Origin of the sequence: Pseudomonas reactans, assembly GCF_013385825.1 — a bacterium.
Classification (GTDB): Bacteria; Pseudomonadota; Gammaproteobacteria; order Pseudomonadales; family Pseudomonadaceae; genus Aquipseudomonas; species Aquipseudomonas reactans.
This window is the reverse complement of record NZ_JACAPG010000005.1, coordinates 90,523-105,331: the sequence shown is the minus strand read 5'-3', so window position 1 is coordinate 105,331 and position 14,809 is coordinate 90,523. Positions and strand designations below refer to the sequence as shown.

Here is a 14,809-nt window from a genome sequence, read left to right as displayed (position 1 = left end):
TGTCAATACCACTCACTTCGCCCGCAAATGATTCATCAAATAAACCCCAACCGCCGACACAACAAACCCCACAATCGCCACCGCACTCGGCACTTCACCCAATACTAGCGACGCCATGATCTGCGTGACCGCCGGAATAACATGAAACAAGTTAGTCGCCTTACTTGCCTCCCCCCGGCGAATCATCAAATACAGCAGCGTTAGCGCCCCAACGGAGTTCATCAACGTGATCCAGGCTATCGACGCTGCAAATGGCGCCCATTCGGTCACGCGCATGGTTTCGGTGGTGTAGGCCAGCAGCAACATAACCAGCGACGCGACAACCATCTGAATGAAGCAGCCCACCCACAGGTTCACGCCACCTAGAAAACGCTTCTGATAGAGCGTGCCTAACGTGATGCCCAACAACGCCAGGCCCACTGCGCCATACCCGCCTAATGACGCCTCGGTGCCGAAAAGGCTGCTGGTCACGACAATAACCACACCGCCGACTCCCAGGATGGACCCCGGCAGGTCGCGCCAACTCAATTGCTCACCTAAAAAGAAAAAAGCACCGATCACGACAAATACCGGCATCAGCCCGACGATCAGCGCGGCTTGCCCTGCTGGAACGCCCTGACTGATGCCGGTGTACAAGCCACCGAACTGCAACGCCTGCAGAAGCAACCCAACTGCAGCAGCGTGAAGGTAAGGCGTAAGCTTTTTCGGCCATTGCGCATTAATCGCGAGTGCAACTCCCAGGAAAACCAGCGCCGCCAGGGCAAATCGGTAGAACGTCATGGTGAACGGCTCGCCATAACGCACGCCGAAGGCGCCGCCGATATAACCGGAGCTCCACAACAGAATGAAGGCAATAGGTAGCGGTGAGGTGAGACGTACTTCGTAGCTTTTGTGGGCAACCGGACTCATGACACTCTCCAAATTGACTTGAAGAGGTAAAATGCGCCGGACCCTGGCATCCGTAAAATCATAAAATGTAAGGCGCATCATGCAGAACGCTTATGCAGACTTACTGAAGAAACCCAATCAAAATGTGGGAGCTGGCTTGCCTGCGATAGCTGCCTGCCAGCCGATATAGCTGCAACTGACCCATCGCCATCGCAGGCAAGCCACACATTGACCAAGTTTCTCCAGCCACATCATCCTTGAGGCCGCTTATGACCTGGCAACCCCACATCACCGTCGCCACTATCGTCGAGGACAACGGCCGCTTCCTCATGGTCGAAGAACTCAAAGGCGGCCGCGCCGTGCTCAACCAGCCCGCCGGCCACCTCGACCCGCACGAAACCCTCACCGAAGCCGCAGTCCGCGAAACCCTCGAAGAAACCGGCTGGGACGTCGAAGCCACCGGCATCGTCGGCATTTACCTCTACACCGCCCCCAGCAACGGTGTGACTTATCAACGTGTCTGTTTCATCGCCAAGGCCTTGAAACACCACCCAGACTATCAACTCGACGAAGGCATCCTGCGCGCCCGCTGGCTGACCCGTGACGAGCTGATGGCCGTACGCAACGACTGGCGTAGCGAGCTGATCATCCGCTGTATCGATGACTATCTGGCCGGCCAGCGCCACAGTCTCGAATTGATCCGCCCTTCTCTTTAGCCTTGAAGGCCTGAGCCTGATAGAATCGCGTCCTTTTTCAAGACACCCGTTGAAACCCTATGCGTGATCCAGCCCCTTCTGACACACAAAAGAAGCGCGTCATCGTCGGCATGTCCGGCGGCGTGGATTCTTCCGTTTCCGCCGTTCTGCTCATGGAGCAGGGTTATGAGGTGGAAGGCCTGTTCATGAAGAACTGGGAAGAAGACGATGGAACGGAATACTGCACCGCCATGGACGACCTGGCGGACGCCCAGGCCGTGTGCGACAAGATCGGTATCAAGCTGCACACCGCCAACTTCGCCGCTGAGTACTGGGACAATGTGTTCGAGCACTTCCTGGCCGAATACAAGGCCGGCCGCACGCCGAATCCGGACATCCTGTGTAACCGTGAAATCAAGTTCAAGGCGTTCCTTGATTACGCCATGATGCTCGGCGCCGACCTGATCGCCACTGGCCACTATGTGCGCCGTCGCGATATCGATGGTCGCACCGAACTGCTCAAAGGCCTGGACCCGAACAAGGACCAGAGCTACTTCCTGCACGCCGTCGGCGGTGAACAGATCGCCAAGACCCTGTTCCCGGTGGGCGAGTTGGAAAAACCCGAAGTGCGCAAGATCGCCGAGAAACACGGCCTGGCCACCGCCAAGAAGAAGGATTCCACCGGGATCTGCTTTATCGGCGAGCGCCGCTTCAGCGACTTCCTCAAGCAGTACCTGCCGGCGCAACCGGGCGAAATCCACACCACCGAAGGTGAAGTCATCGGCCGTCACCATGGCCTGATGTACCACACCATCGGCCAACGCCAGGGCCTGGGCATCGGCGGCTTGAAAGACGCCGGTGAAGAGCCGTGGTACGTGCTGGTCAAGGACCTGGAAAACAACGTGCTGATCGTCGGCCAAGGCAACGAGCATCCACTGTTGTTCTCCGGCGCCCTGCTCGCTTCGGAAATCTATTGGGTCAACCCGATCGACCTGAGCACGCCGCGTCGCCTGACCGCCAAAGTGCGTTATCGCCAAAGCGACCAGCCCTGCACCCTGGAAAAAACTGCCACCGGCTACCGCGCCACCTTTGATGACCCGCAACGCGCGGTCACACCTGGCCAGTCCGTGGTGTTCTACGACGATGAAATCTGCCTGGGCGGCGGCGTGATTGAAGTGGCCGAAGCCTGGAGCAAATCGGCATGAGCCCGACCCAGGAGCAATTGACGGCGCTGGGCGGGGTTTTCCTCGCCGCCGTATTAGTGGACAAGATCGCCAAGACCGGCCAGGTCACCGAAGCCGGCCTGACCTGCATGCTCGGCAGCTTGCTTATCCGCGATCCCAAGGACACGCTGGAGGTCTACGGCGGCGACGATATCGCGTTGCGTGAAGGTTACCGCGCGCTGATCGGCGCCCTTGAGCGCGACCCCAGCACGTTGCAGCGCGAGCCATTGCGCTACGCCCTGTCGATGCTCGGTCTTGAGCGTCAACTGGCCAAGCGCGACGACATGCTCGAGGTCATCGGCAAGCGTTTGCCACAGATTCAATCCCAGGTGGAACACTTCGGCCCGGCCCACGAAAACGTGATCGCGGCCTGTGGTGCGCTGTATCAAGACACCCTGAGCACCTTGCGCCAGCGCATTCAGGTGCACGGCGACATGCGCAACCTGCAACAACCGAACAACGCCTCGAAAATCCGCGCCCTGCTCCTGGCCGGTATTCGTTCGGCACGGTTGTGGCGCCAGTTGGGCGGTCATCGTTGGCAGTTGGTGATCAGCCGCCGCAAATTGCTCAAAGAGCTTTACCCGTTGATGCGCAACGAATAAGTCGCAGCAACCGCATTTTTTCAAGCGTTACGCGTAATACGCCGGTCAGTTGGCGACGGACCGGCGGATTTTTTCATGTATGATACGCGCCCCATTTCGTTGCCCGACTGTCCGAGAACACCCCATGCAGCTCTCTTCGCTCACTGCGGTTTCCCCTGTTGACGGCCGCTACGCCGGCAAAACCCAGGCCCTGCGCCCTATTTTCAGCGAATACGGCCTGATCCGTGCTCGCGTGCTGGTTGAAGTGCGCTGGCTCCAGCGCCTGGCCGCTCACCCCGCCATCAGCGAAGTGCCGGCGTTTTCCGCCGAAGCCAACGCTGTGCTCAACACCCTGGCGGAAAACTTCTCCCTAGAGCACGCCGAGCGCGTGAAAGAGATCGAGCGCACCACCAACCACGACGTCAAAGCCATCGAATACCTGCTCAAAGAGCAAGCGGCCAAGCTGCCGGAACTGGCCCAGGTCAGCGAGTTCATCCACTTTGCCTGCACCAGCGAGGACATCAACAACCTGTCCCACGCCCTGATGCTGCGTGAAGGCCGTGATGACGTGATGCTGCCGCTGATGCGCCAGACTGCCAACGCCATCCGCGAACTGGCCATCCGCTTCGCCGACGTGCCGATGCTGTCGCGCACCCACGGCCAGCCGGCGTCGCCGACCACCCTGGGCAAAGAACTGGCCAACGTGGTGTACCGCCTGGAGCGTCAGATCGCTCAAGTTGCGGCCGTGCCGCTGCTGGGCAAGATCAACGGCGCCGTGGGCAACTACAACGCTCACCTGTCGGCCTACCCTGAGATCGACTGGGAAGCCAACGCCCGCGCCTTCATCGAAGACGAGCTGGGCCTGGATTTCAACCCGTACACCACGCAGATCGAACCGCACGACTACATCGCCGAGCTGTTCGACGCCATTGCGCGCTTCAACACCATCCTGATCGACTTCGATCGCGATATCTGGGGCTACATCTCCCTGGGCTACTTCAAGCAGCGCACCATTGCCGGTGAAATCGGTTCGTCGACCATGCCGCACAAGGTCAACCCGATCGACTTCGAAAACTCCGAAGGCAACCTCGGCATCGCCAACGCGCTGTTCCAGCACCTGGCCAGCAAGTTGCCGATCTCCCGCTGGCAGCGCGACCTGACCGACTCCACCGTGCTGCGCAACCTCGGTGTGGGCTTCGCTCACAGCGTGATCGCGTACGAAGCCAGCCTCAAGGGCATCAGCAAGCTGGAGCTCAACGAGCAGAAGATCGCCGCTGACCTGGACGCGTGCTGGGAAGTCTTGGCCGAGCCGATCCAGACCGTGATGCGTCGCTACAACATCGAAAACCCGTACGAGAAACTGAAAGAATTGACGCGCGGCAAGGGCATCAGCCCTGAAGCACTGCAGACTTTCATCGACGGCCTGGACATGCCAGCCGCGGCCAAGGCCGAGCTGAAACTGCTGACTCCGGCCAACTACATCGGCAACGCTGTAGAGCAAGCCAAGCGCATCTGATCTTCGCAAGACCCTTTGAGACGCCCGGCCGCGCCGGGCGTTTTTATTCCAGTCTGAAAAGTGCTTTTTTTCAATAGGTTACACATGAATCCTGATATCCCTCTTCAACTTCTGGGCGGCATCACGGCACGGGAATTCCTGCGCGACTACTGGCAGAAAAAGCCGCTGCTGATCCGCCAGGCCATCCCTGATTTCGAAAGCCCGATCGACGCCGACGAACTGGCCGGCCTGGCCCTGGAAGAAGAAGTCGAATCGCGCCTGGTGATCGAACACGGCGAGCGTGCGTGGGAATTGCGTCGCGGCCCGTTTGCTGAAGATGCCTTCAGCAGCCTGCCTGAGCGCGAGTGGACCCTGCTGGTGCAGGCCGTCGACCAGTTCGTGCCGGAAGTGGCCGAATTGCTCGAGCAGTTCCGCTTCCTGCCAAGCTGGCGCATCGACGACGTGATGATCAGCTTCGCCGCGCCCGGCGGCAGCGTGGGTCCGCACTTCGACAACTACGACGTGTTCCTGCTGCAAGCCCAGGGCAAGCGCAACTGGAAGATCGGCCAGATGTGCAACTCGGAAAGCCCGCTGCTGCAGCACGCCGACCTGCGCATCCTCGCCGAATTCGAAGAGAGCGCCGAATGGGTGCTGGAACCGGGCGATATGCTCTACCTGCCGCCACGCCTGGCGCACTTCGGCATTGCCGAAGATGACTGCATGACCTACTCCGTGGGCTTCCGTGCACCGAGCGCTGCTGAAGTGCTGACCCACTTCACCGACTTCCTCAGCCAATACCTGACGGACGAAGAACGCTACACCGACGCCGACGCCCAGCCGGTCAGCGACCCGCACCAGATCCAGAGCGACGCGCTGGATCGCCTCAAGAGCCTGCTGGCCGAGCACATGAGCGACGAGCGCATGCTGCTGACCTGGTTCGGCCAGTTCATGACCGAACCGCGCTATCCTGAACTGGTGGCCGGCGAGGAACTGGGCGAAGAAGACTTCATCAGCGCCCTGCAAGACGGCGCGATCCTGGTACGCAACCCGAGCGCGCGCATGGCCTGGTCGGAAGTCGACGACGACGTGCTGCTGTTCGCCAGCGGCCAAAGCCGTTACCTGCCGGGCAAGCTGCGCGAACTGCTCAAGCTGATCTGCGCCGCCGACGCCCTGCACGCCGAAAACCTCGGCCCGTGGCTGGCGGACGAAGACGGTCGCGACCTGCTGTGCGAGTTGGTCAAGCAAGGAAGCCTGGGATTTGCCGATGAATAAGATTCACGTAAGTGTCGCGGACTGGCAAAAGGATATCGCCGAGATTCGGCGCATTCGTGAAGCGGTGTTTATCGCTGAACAATCGGTTCCGCCAGAGCTGGAGTGGGACGCGGATGACGCCGGCGCGGTGCATTTCCTTGCATTCGAAGGCGATTTTCCGATTGGCACCGCGCGCCTGCTGCCCAGCGGCGAGATCGGACGCGTTTCAGTGCTCAAGGACTGGCGCGGGCTGAAGGTCGGTGACAAGCTGATGGAAGCGGTGATCGGCGTGGCCGAGCAGCGCGGCCAGGCCAAGCAGTTCCTGAGTGCGCAGGTGTATGCGGCGCCGTTCTATGAGCGACTGGGCTTCAAGATCGTCAGTGACGAATTCCTTGAAGTCGGGATTCCGCACGTCGATATGGTGCGCGAGGGCTGATCCGGAACCGCGTCGCCCTTATCGCCGGCAAGCCGGCTCCTACAAAAATGCGCGCTCCTCTGTAGGAGCCGGCTTGCCGGCGATAGCGATACCAGCAACACTCAAAATGCCCTGCCATGCAGGGCATTTTGCCGTCTACGATTCAATTTGCGACCTGCCAGGCCGACAAACTGGCACTATCCAGCCTAAATGACTGCAGAGATAACGGACATGTCCCTACGCACCCTGCTCACCGCCCTTCTCCTGACCGCCAGCGTTTCAGCCATGGCTGACACTGAAGTCGTCAACCTGAGCAACCGTACCAGCACCGACCTGCTGCCCGTTGCGCAGAACTTCATCGGCAAGGACGGCACCGTCAGCGCCTACGGCAACCAGCTTATTGTCAACGCTGCCCCCGCCAAGATCCAAGACTTGCGCACCCTGCTCTCACAGCTCGACACCCCGGCCAAGCGCCTGCTGATCACCGTCGACACCAACGAAAACAACCAGCAGAACAGCGGCGACAGCCAGACCCGCATCATCAGCTACGGCACTGCCAGCCGCGACGGCGGGATCCAGCAGATCCAGGCTAGCGAAGGCGTGCCCGCACTGATCCAGGTCGGCCAGAGCGTCCCGCTGACCACCACCCAGCAAGACAGCTACGGCCGCCTGCAGAACCAGACCCAGTATCGCAACGTCACCCAGGGTTTCTATGTGACTGCAAGCGTTACCGGCGAGACCGTGCACCTGGCGATCAGTACCAACCGTGACCGCATGAGCCAGGAGCGTCCCGATGTAGTGAATGTGCAAAGCACCGACACAACTGTCAGCGGGCGACTAGGCGAGTGGATCCCCCTGGCCGGCATCAATCGCGAAACCCAGGCCGACAAATCCTCTACAACCCGCAGCTACTCTACTCAGGGCCGTGACGACCTGACTGTGCGGGTCAAGGTCGACACCCTGAACTGAAGCACCAAAAACTGACTGATGAGTCGTATTAGACTAAAGATGTAGTGCTTGAAAAAAAGCACTACAAAACATTTGACGATCCAAAAAAGCATGGGCATGATGGCCTCGCTCCCGCTAATCAGGGGCCCTGGCAAGGGCCTTCGGATCGCCGCTCTAAGCTACCCACCTGAGCCGATTCGTGTCTGTACCGCCCACAAGGCGTGTTTGACGAGGTTGCGACTGGAACGAAGTTGTCCCGAGGGACGGAAGCTAACCAGGTAACCCGGCTACACGCTGTTGAACACCCAAGGGCCCACGACGCCCTCAGACTGTTCGCGGCCCGCCTTTACCTACCGCCCCTCTCGCCAATCGTTCATCCCGTCGCATTCCCCGCCAGACCCGACATGACCGCCTAAGCTTCTGGTCAGCGAGCAGCCCTGCCCACGCATTTGAATGCAGGGCTGGCAAATGGATTTTTTCCACCACAAGAAGACGCGACGAGGTTTACTTCCATGGCACTGACACGCGAACAGCAAATTGCAGCCCTCGAAAAAGACTGGGCTGAAAACCCACGCTGGAAAGGCGTGACCCGCGCTTATTCCGCTGCTGACGTCGTCCGCCTGCGTGGCTCGGTTCAACCTGAGCACACCTTTGCAAAACTCGGCGCCGAGAAGCTGTGGAACCTGGTGACCCAAGGTGCCAAGCCTTCCTTCCGTCCCGACAAAGATTTCGTCAACTGCATGGGTGCCCTCACTGGCGGCCAGGCAGTACAACAGGTAAAAGCCGGTATCCAGGCGATCTACCTGTCCGGCTGGCAAGTGGCAGCGGACAACAACTCCGCTGAATCCATGTACCCCGACCAATCGCTGTACCCGGTGGATTCGGTTCCAACCGTGGTCAAGCGCATCAACAACTCGTTCCGTCGCGCCGACCAGATCCAGTGGAAAGCCGGCAAGAACCCAGGCGACGAAGGCTACATCGACTACTTCGCGCCGATCGTGGCTGACGCTGAAGCCGGTTTCGGCGGCGTACTGAACGCCTACGAGCTGATGAAGAGCATGATCGAGGCTGGCGCTGCCGGCGTGCACTTCGAAGACCAACTGGCTTCCGTGAAGAAATGTGGCCACATGGGCGGCAAGGTACTGGTTCCGACCCAGGAAGCCGTGCAGAAGCTGACCGCTGCCCGCTTGGCTGCTGACGTTGCCGGTACTCCGACCATCATCCTGGCGCGTACCGACGCCAACGCTGCTGACCTACTGACTTCGGACTGCGACCCGTACGACCAACCGTTCGTGACCGGCGAGCGCACTCAGGAAGGTTTCTACAAGGTACGTGCCGGCCTGGACCAGGCGATTGCCCGCGGCCTGGCCTACGCGCCATACGCCGACCTGATCTGGTGCGAAACCGCCAAGCCGGACCTGGACGAAGCCCGCCGTTTCGCCGAAGCGATCAAGAAGGAATACCCGGACCAACTGCTGTCCTACAACTGCTCGCCTTCTTTCAACTGGAAGAAAAACCTGGACGACGCGACCATCGCCAAGTTCCAGCGCGAACTGTCCGCCATGGGCTACAAGCACCAGTTCATCACCCTGGCCGGCATTCACAACATGTGGCACAGCATGTTCAACCTGGCGCACGACTACGCCCGCAACGACATGACCGCCTACGTGAAGCTGCAAGAGCAGGAGTTCGCTGACGCATCGAAGGGTTACACCTTCGTGGCGCACCAGCAGGAAGTGGGCACCGGCTACTTCGACGACATGACCACCGTGATCCAGGGTGGCACCTCGTCCGTAACCGCGCTGACCGGTTCGACCGAAGAAGAGCAGTTCCACTAAGCACTGCGTACACGGCCACTGCGGCCCCAAGGAAGGCCTAACCGCAGTGCCGCACAACAATCACGCCCCGACCTGTTCGGGGCGTTTTTTTTGCCCACAGCAAAAACACCACACTCTGTAGGAGCCGGCTTGCCGGCGATGGCGACGTTGAAATCACCGCAAGATTCAAGGGCCTCATCGCCGGCAAGCCGGCTCCTACAGGGCGGCGCGCATGAAAAAATGTGCAAAACATTGATCCAGAGCGGTATTCGCGTGGTTCAGATCGGTTAAAAGATCCCCGTCAGCAACTAAGCGACAATCAAGCAAGTTACGGCAACTTCCCTCGCCACACGAGAAACATTCGCTTAAACCCCACGCAAACAATATTCATTATCATTTGGCGTATGAAAACTTCGTTACAGTCTAAACAAAACACATTTGATTAAATGCCCGCTAATGCCCACCACACAAGGGCTACAGCCCCACGAAGGTGCACTATGTCCTTATTCCATCGAATAATTTCGCTATAGGAATTTTACTTGCCCGGTGTTTAGCCATAAAATCACCGCGATTGATTGCAGTGCGACATATCGTCACTGCATCGTTACTTTTTCGAGCTCAGAGACTTTTGCTCTCTGTTAAGGATTTCCAGCATGACCGAAGCGACAGGACTCATGGCCCACAACTGGGGCTTTGCCATTTTCCTCCTCGGTGTTGTCGGCCTCTGCGCCTTCATGCTTGGTGTCTCCAGCCTCCTCGGGTCAAAAGCCTGGGGCCGCAGCAAAAATGAACCGTTCGAGTCCGGCATGCTGCCTACAGGTGGCGCCCGCTTGCGGCTCTCAGCCAAATTCTATCTGGTCGCGATGCTGTTCGTGATCTTCGATATCGAAGCCCTCTTTCTCTTTGCCTGGTCTGTGTCCGTCCGCGAAAGCGGCTGGACCGGATTCGTCGAAGCTCTCGTTTTCATAGCAATTCTGTTGGCAGGCCTTGTCTACCTATTCCGAGTGGGCGCCCTTGACTGGGCTCCGGAAGCTCGTCGTAAGCGGCAAGCGAAGCTGAAACAATGAGGCTTTGGCGATGCAATACAATCTCACCAGGATCGACCCGGATGCTCCTAACGATCAGTACCCTATCGGCGAACGGGAAACCGTTTCCGATCCGTTAGAAGATCAAGTCCACAAAAACATCTACATGGGCAAGCTCGAAGACGTGCTGAGTGGCGCGGTCAACTGGGGACGTAAGAACTCCCTGTGGCCGTACAACTTCGGCCTTTCGTGCTGCTACGTGGAAATGACCACCGCCTTCACGGCGCCCCACGACATCGCGCGCTTTGGCGCCGAAGTTATCCGGGCATCACCGCGCCAGGCGGATTTCATGGTTATCGCCGGCACCTGCTTTATCAAGATGGCGCCGATCATCCAGCGTCTCTACGAGCAAATGCTCGAGCCGAAGTGGGTTATCTCCATGGGTTCGTGCGCCAACTCCGGTGGCATGTACGACATCTACTCCGTCGTTCAAGGGGTGGACAAGTTCCTGCCCGTGGACGTCTACGTGCCTGGCTGCCCGCCCCGCCCTGAAGCATTCCTGCAAGGCTTGATGCTGCTGCAGGAATCGATTGGCAAGGAGCGTCGCCCGCTTTCCTGGGTCGTCGGCGATCAAGGCGTGTACCGCGCCGAGATGCCTTCGCAAAAGGAAGAGCGCCGCGAACAGCGAATCGCAGTCACCAACCTGCGCAGCCCTGACGAAGTCTGATCCAGCCCGCTTCTTTTATAGAACGAACACCTGGCTTCATTCTTTACGTTGACCGAAAGCGATAAAAAAACCATGACTACAGGCAGCGCTCTGTACATCCCGCCTTATAAGGCAGACGACCAGGATGTGGTCGTCGAACTCAATAACCGTTTTGGCCCTGACGCCTTCACCGCCCAGGCCACGCGCACCGGTATGCCGGTGCTGTGGGTGGCGCGCGCCAAGCTCGTCGAAGTCCTGACCTTCCTGCGCAACCTGCCCAAGCCGTACGTCATGCTCTATGACCTGCATGGCGTGGACGAGCGTCTGCGCACCAAGCGCCAGGGCCTGCCGAGCGGCGCCGATTTCACCGTGTTCTACCACCTGATGTCGCTGGAACGTAACAGCGACGTGATGATCAAGGTCGCACTAAACGAAAGCGACTTGAGCGTCCCGACCGTCACCGGTATCTGGCCGAACGCCAGCTGGTACGAGCGTGAAGTGTGGGACATGTTCGGTATCGACTTCCCGGGCCACCCGCACCTGACGCGCATCATGATGCCGCCGACCTGGGAAGGTCACCCGCTGCGCAAGGACTTCCCTGCCCGCGCCACTGAATTCGACCCGTTCAGCCTCAACCTCGCCAAGCAACAGCTTGAAGAGGAAGCGGCGCGTTTCCGTCCGGAAGACTGGGGCATGAAACGCTCTGGCACCAACGAGGACTACATGTTCCTCAACCTGGGCCCGAACCACCCTTCGGCTCACGGTGCCTTCCGTATCATCCTGCAACTGGACGGCGAAGAAATCGTCGACTGCGTCCCGGACATCGGCTACCACCACCGTGGTGCCGAGAAGATGGCCGAGCGTCAGTCGTGGCACAGCTTCATCCCGTACACCGACCGTATCGACTACCTCGGCGGCGTGATGAACAACCTGCCGTACGTGCTCTCGGTCGAGAAGCTGGCCGGCATCAAGGTACCGGACCGCGTCGACACCATCCGCATCATGATGGCCGAGTTCTTCCGGATCACCAGCCACCTGCTGTTCCTGGGTACCTATATCCAGGACGTCGGCGCCATGACCCCGGTGTTCTTCACCTTCACCGACCGTCAGCGTGCCTACAAGGTCATCGAAGCCATCACCGGCTTCCGTCTGCACCCGGCCTGGTACCGTATCGGCGGTGTTGCCCACGACCTACCGAATGGCTGGGAGCGCCTGGTCAAGGAATTCATCGACTGGATGCCCAAGCGTCTGGACGAGTACCAAAAGGCTGCGCTGGATAACAGCATCCTCAAGGGCCGTACCATCGGCGTCGCCCAGTACAACACCAAAGAGGCGTTGGAATGGGGCGTCACCGGTGCCGGTCTGCGCTCAACGGGTTGCGATTTCGACCTGCGTAAAGCGCGTCCGTACTCCGGCTACGAGAACTTCGAATTCGAAGTGCCGCTGGCGGCCAATGGCGATGCCTACGACCGTTGCATCGTGCGCGTCGAAGAAATGCGCCAGAGCCTGAAGATCATCGAGCAGTGCATGCGCAACATGCCGGCCGGCCCGTACAAGGCGGATCACCCGCTGACCACGCCGCCGCCGAAAGAGCGCACGCTGCAGCACATCGAAACCCTGATCACGCACTTCCTGCAGGTTTCGTGGGGCCCGGTCATGCCGGCCAACGAATCCTTCCAGATGATTGAAGCGACCAAGGGTATCAACAGTTATTACCTGACGAGCGATGGCGGCACCATGAGCTACCGCACCCGGATCCGTACCCCAAGCTTTGCCCACTTGCAGCAGATCCCTTCGGTGATCAAAGGCGAGATGGTCGCGGACTTGATTGCGTACCTGGGTAGTATCGATTTCGTTATGGCCGACGTGGACCGCTAAGCATGAACAGCACGCTTATCCAGACAGACCGTTTCACCCTAAGTGAAACCGAGCGCTCGGCCATCGAGCACGAGCTGCATCACTACGAAGACCCGCGCGCGGCGTCGATCGAAGCCTTGAAGATCGTCCAGAAGGAACGTGGCTGGGTGCCGGATGGCGCCCTCTACGCCATCGGCGAGATCCTCGGCATCCCTGCCAGCGACGTTGAGGGCGTGGCCACGTTCTACAGCCAGATCTTCCGTCAGCCGGTCGGTCGCCACATCATTCGCGTGTGCGACAGCATGGTCTGCTATATCGGCGGCCACGAATCGGTGGTTGACGCGATCCAGACCAAACTGGGCATCGGCCTCGGCCAAACCACCCCTGACGGCCGCTTCACGCTGCTGCCAGTGTGCTGCCTGGGCAACTGCGACAAGGCGCCGGCGTTGATGATCGACGACGACACATTCGGTGACGTGCAGGCAACTGGCGTGACCCAATTGCTCGAGGGCTACCCATGACCCTTACATCTTTCGGCCCGGCCAACCTGATCAAGCGTTCGCCTGAGACCCACCCGCTGACCTGGCGCCTGCGTGACGATGCCGAGCCCGTGTGGCTCGACGAGTACCAGGCCAAGAACGGCTACGCGGCGGCGCGCAAAGCCTTTGCCGACATGGCCCAGGACGACATCGTCCAGACCGTGAAAGACGCAGGCTTGAAAGGTCGCGGCGGTGCAGGCTTCCCCACGGGCGTGAAGTGGGGCCTGATGCCCAAGGACGAATCCATCAACATCCGTTACCTGCTGTGCAACGCGGATGAAATGGAGCCGAACACCTGGAAAGACCGCATGCTGATGGAGCAACTGCCCCATCTGCTGATCGAAGGCATGCTGATCAGCGCCCGCGCGTTGAAAACCTACCGTGGCTATATCTTCCTGCGTGGCGAATACACCACCGCCGCCAAGCACCTCAACCGTGCGGTAGAAGAAGCCAAGGCAGCAGGCCTGTTGGGCAAGAATATCCTCGGTTCGGGTTTTGACTTCGAACTGTTCGTACACACCGGCGCCGGGCGTTATATCTGCGGTGAAGAAACCGCACTGATCAACTCCCTCGAAGGCCGCCGCGCCAACCCGCGCTCCAAGCCGCCCTTCCCCGCCGCTGTCGGCGTGTGGGGCAAGCCGACTTGCGTGAACAACGTCGAAACCCTGTGCAACGTGCCGGCAATCATTGCCGACGGCGTGGACTGGTACAAATCGTTGGCCCGCGAAGGCAGTGAAGACATGGGCACCAAGCTCATGGGCTTCTCCGGCAAGGTCAAGAACCCTGGCCTGTGGGAGCTGCCGTTCGGCGTGACCGCACGCGAGCTGTTCGAGGACTACGCCGGCGGCATGCGCGACGGCTACACCTTGAAAGCCTGGCAGCCAGGCGGCGCCGGCACCGGCTTCCTGCTCCCCGAGCACCTCGACGCACAGATGTACGCCGGCGGCATCGGCAAGGTCGGCACCCGGATGGGTACGGGCCTGGCGATGGCGGTGGACAACACCGTGAACATGGTCTCGTTGCTACGCAACATGGAGCAGTTCTTTGCCCGTGAATCCTGCGGTTTCTGCACCCCATGCCGCGACGGTCTGCCGTGGAGCGTGAAGCTGCTGATGGCGCTGGAAAATGGCGAAGGCCGCGAGGGTGATATCGAAACCCTGCTCGGCCTGGTCGGTTTCCTTGGCCCAGGCAAGACCTTCTGTGCTCACGCACCGGGCGCCGTGGAGCCATTGGGCAGTGCCATCAAATACTTCCGCTCGGAGTTCGAAGCCGGCATCGCGCCTACCAGCGCCGCCGTCCCGCCTCTGGCAAAGCCGATCGTAGTCGGCGCGTAACGCTTTAAAAGGCGAAGGGTCCACACCCGTAGCTT

The 14,809-nt window shown here is 59.8% G+C and carries 14 protein-coding genes; 13 read left to right on the top strand and 1 reads right to left on the bottom strand.

Annotated features, from left to right (window positions below):
- Positions 1-12 precede the first annotated feature (12 nt).
- Positions 13-909 carry a DMT family transporter gene (locus HX868_RS05195; RefSeq protein ID WP_177002139.1) on the bottom strand — a complete coding sequence of 299 codons (897 nt, stop codon included), beginning with the start codon at positions 907-909 and terminating at the stop codon, positions 13-15.
- A gap of 248 nt (positions 910-1,157) precedes the next feature.
- On the opposite strand from HX868_RS05195, the gene HX868_RS05190 reads away from it, so the two are divergent.
- From HX868_RS05190 to nuoF, 13 genes are all read left to right on the top strand, one after another.
- Positions 1,158-1,604, top strand: coding sequence for an NUDIX hydrolase (locus HX868_RS05190; RefSeq protein WP_177002138.1), 447 nt, complete (start codon positions 1,158-1,160; stop codon positions 1,602-1,604).
- Between the two features lie 59 nt (positions 1,605-1,663).
- Complete coding sequence (gene mnmA / locus HX868_RS05185) at positions 1,664-2,788, top strand: tRNA 2-thiouridine(34) synthase MnmA (protein ID WP_177002137.1); 1,125 nt, start codon at positions 1,664-1,666, stop codon at positions 2,786-2,788.
- On the top strand, positions 2,785-3,408 hold the full coding sequence (hflD, locus tag HX868_RS05180; protein ID WP_016975539.1) for a high frequency lysogenization protein HflD: 624 nt from the start codon (positions 2,785-2,787) through the stop codon (positions 3,406-3,408). The genes mnmA and hflD overlap by 4 nt, the downstream gene beginning before the upstream one ends.
- Positions 3,409-3,532: 124 nt before the next feature.
- A complete protein-coding gene (gene purB / locus HX868_RS05175; RefSeq protein WP_177002136.1) occupies positions 3,533-4,903 on the top strand; it encodes an adenylosuccinate lyase in 1,371 nt (456 codons plus the stop codon).
- An 84-nt stretch (positions 4,904-4,987) separates the two neighbouring features.
- Positions 4,988-6,154: a ribosomal protein uL16 3-hydroxylase gene (locus HX868_RS05170; protein WP_177002135.1), complete on the top strand. Its 1,167-nt coding sequence runs from the start codon at positions 4,988-4,990 to the stop codon at positions 6,152-6,154.
- Complete coding sequence (locus HX868_RS05165) at positions 6,147-6,569, top strand: GNAT family N-acetyltransferase (protein WP_095015613.1); 423 nt, start codon at positions 6,147-6,149, stop codon at positions 6,567-6,569. The genes HX868_RS05170 and HX868_RS05165 overlap by 8 nt, the downstream gene beginning before the upstream one ends.
- 210 nt (positions 6,570-6,779) lie before the next feature.
- On the top strand, positions 6,780-7,517 hold the full coding sequence (locus HX868_RS05160) for a secretin N-terminal domain-containing protein (protein WP_177002134.1): 738 nt from the start codon (positions 6,780-6,782) through the stop codon (positions 7,515-7,517).
- 491 nt (positions 7,518-8,008) lie between these two features.
- Positions 8,009-9,334 carry an isocitrate lyase gene (aceA, locus tag HX868_RS05155; protein ID WP_034120253.1) on the top strand — a complete coding sequence of 442 codons (1,326 nt, stop codon included), beginning with the start codon at positions 8,009-8,011 and terminating at the stop codon, positions 9,332-9,334.
- A 632-nt stretch (positions 9,335-9,966) separates the two neighbouring features.
- Positions 9,967-10,380: an NADH-quinone oxidoreductase subunit A gene (locus HX868_RS05150; protein ID WP_003219575.1), complete on the top strand. Its 414-nt coding sequence runs from the start codon at positions 9,967-9,969 to the stop codon at positions 10,378-10,380.
- A gap of 10 nt (positions 10,381-10,390) precedes the next feature.
- Positions 10,391-11,065 carry a NuoB/complex I 20 kDa subunit family protein gene (locus HX868_RS05145; RefSeq protein WP_016975544.1) on the top strand — a complete coding sequence of 225 codons (675 nt, stop codon included), beginning with the start codon at positions 10,391-10,393 and terminating at the stop codon, positions 11,063-11,065.
- A 72-nt stretch (positions 11,066-11,137) separates the two neighbouring features.
- Positions 11,138-12,922 (top strand): NADH-quinone oxidoreductase subunit C/D, encoded by a 1,785-nt coding sequence (nuoC, locus tag HX868_RS05140; RefSeq protein ID WP_177002133.1) that lies wholly within the window; start codon positions 11,138-11,140, stop codon positions 12,920-12,922.
- Between the two features lie 2 nt (positions 12,923-12,924).
- Entirely contained in the window at positions 12,925-13,422 is a 498-nt protein-coding gene (gene nuoE, locus HX868_RS05135) for an NADH-quinone oxidoreductase subunit NuoE (protein ID WP_016975546.1), read from the top strand.
- Positions 13,419-14,774, top strand: a complete 1,356-nt coding sequence (gene nuoF, locus HX868_RS05130) for an NADH-quinone oxidoreductase subunit NuoF (protein WP_016975547.1) — start codon at positions 13,419-13,421, stop codon at positions 14,772-14,774. The genes nuoE and nuoF overlap by 4 nt, the downstream gene beginning before the upstream one ends.
- Positions 14,775-14,809 lie beyond the last annotated feature (35 nt).

Bases quoted from the DNA above. Each gene is read 5' to 3' on its own strand.
- HX868_RS05190 (WP_177002138.1), top strand. From the start codon at position 1,158: ATGACCTGGCAACCCCACATCACCGTCGCCACTATCGTCGAGGACAAC.
- purB (WP_177002136.1), top strand. From the start codon at position 3,533: ATGCAGCTCTCTTCGCTCACTGCGGTTTCCCCTGTTGACGGCCGCTAC.
- mnmA (WP_177002137.1), top strand. From the start codon at position 1,664: ATGCGTGATCCAGCCCCTTCTGACACACAAAAGAAGCGCGTCATCGTC.
- nuoC (WP_177002133.1), top strand. From the start codon at position 11,138: ATGACTACAGGCAGCGCTCTGTACATCCCGCCTTATAAGGCAGACGAC.
- HX868_RS05195 (WP_177002139.1), bottom strand. From the start codon at position 909: ATGAGTCCGGTTGCCCACAAAAGCTACGAAGTACGTCTCACCTCACCG.
- hflD (WP_016975539.1), top strand. From the start codon at position 2,785: ATGAGCCCGACCCAGGAGCAATTGACGGCGCTGGGCGGGGTTTTCCTC.
- HX868_RS05160 (WP_177002134.1), top strand. From the start codon at position 6,780: ATGTCCCTACGCACCCTGCTCACCGCCCTTCTCCTGACCGCCAGCGTT.
- HX868_RS05145 (WP_016975544.1), top strand. From the start codon at position 10,391: ATGCAATACAATCTCACCAGGATCGACCCGGATGCTCCTAACGATCAG.
- nuoE (WP_016975546.1), top strand. From the start codon at position 12,925: ATGAACAGCACGCTTATCCAGACAGACCGTTTCACCCTAAGTGAAACC.
- HX868_RS05150 (WP_003219575.1), top strand. From the start codon at position 9,967: ATGACCGAAGCGACAGGACTCATGGCCCACAACTGGGGCTTTGCCATT.
- HX868_RS05170 (WP_177002135.1), top strand. From the start codon at position 4,988: ATGAATCCTGATATCCCTCTTCAACTTCTGGGCGGCATCACGGCACGG.
- nuoF (WP_016975547.1), top strand. From the start codon at position 13,419: ATGACCCTTACATCTTTCGGCCCGGCCAACCTGATCAAGCGTTCGCCT.
- aceA (WP_034120253.1), top strand. From the start codon at position 8,009: ATGGCACTGACACGCGAACAGCAAATTGCAGCCCTCGAAAAAGACTGG.
- HX868_RS05165 (WP_095015613.1), top strand. From the start codon at position 6,147: ATGAATAAGATTCACGTAAGTGTCGCGGACTGGCAAAAGGATATCGCC.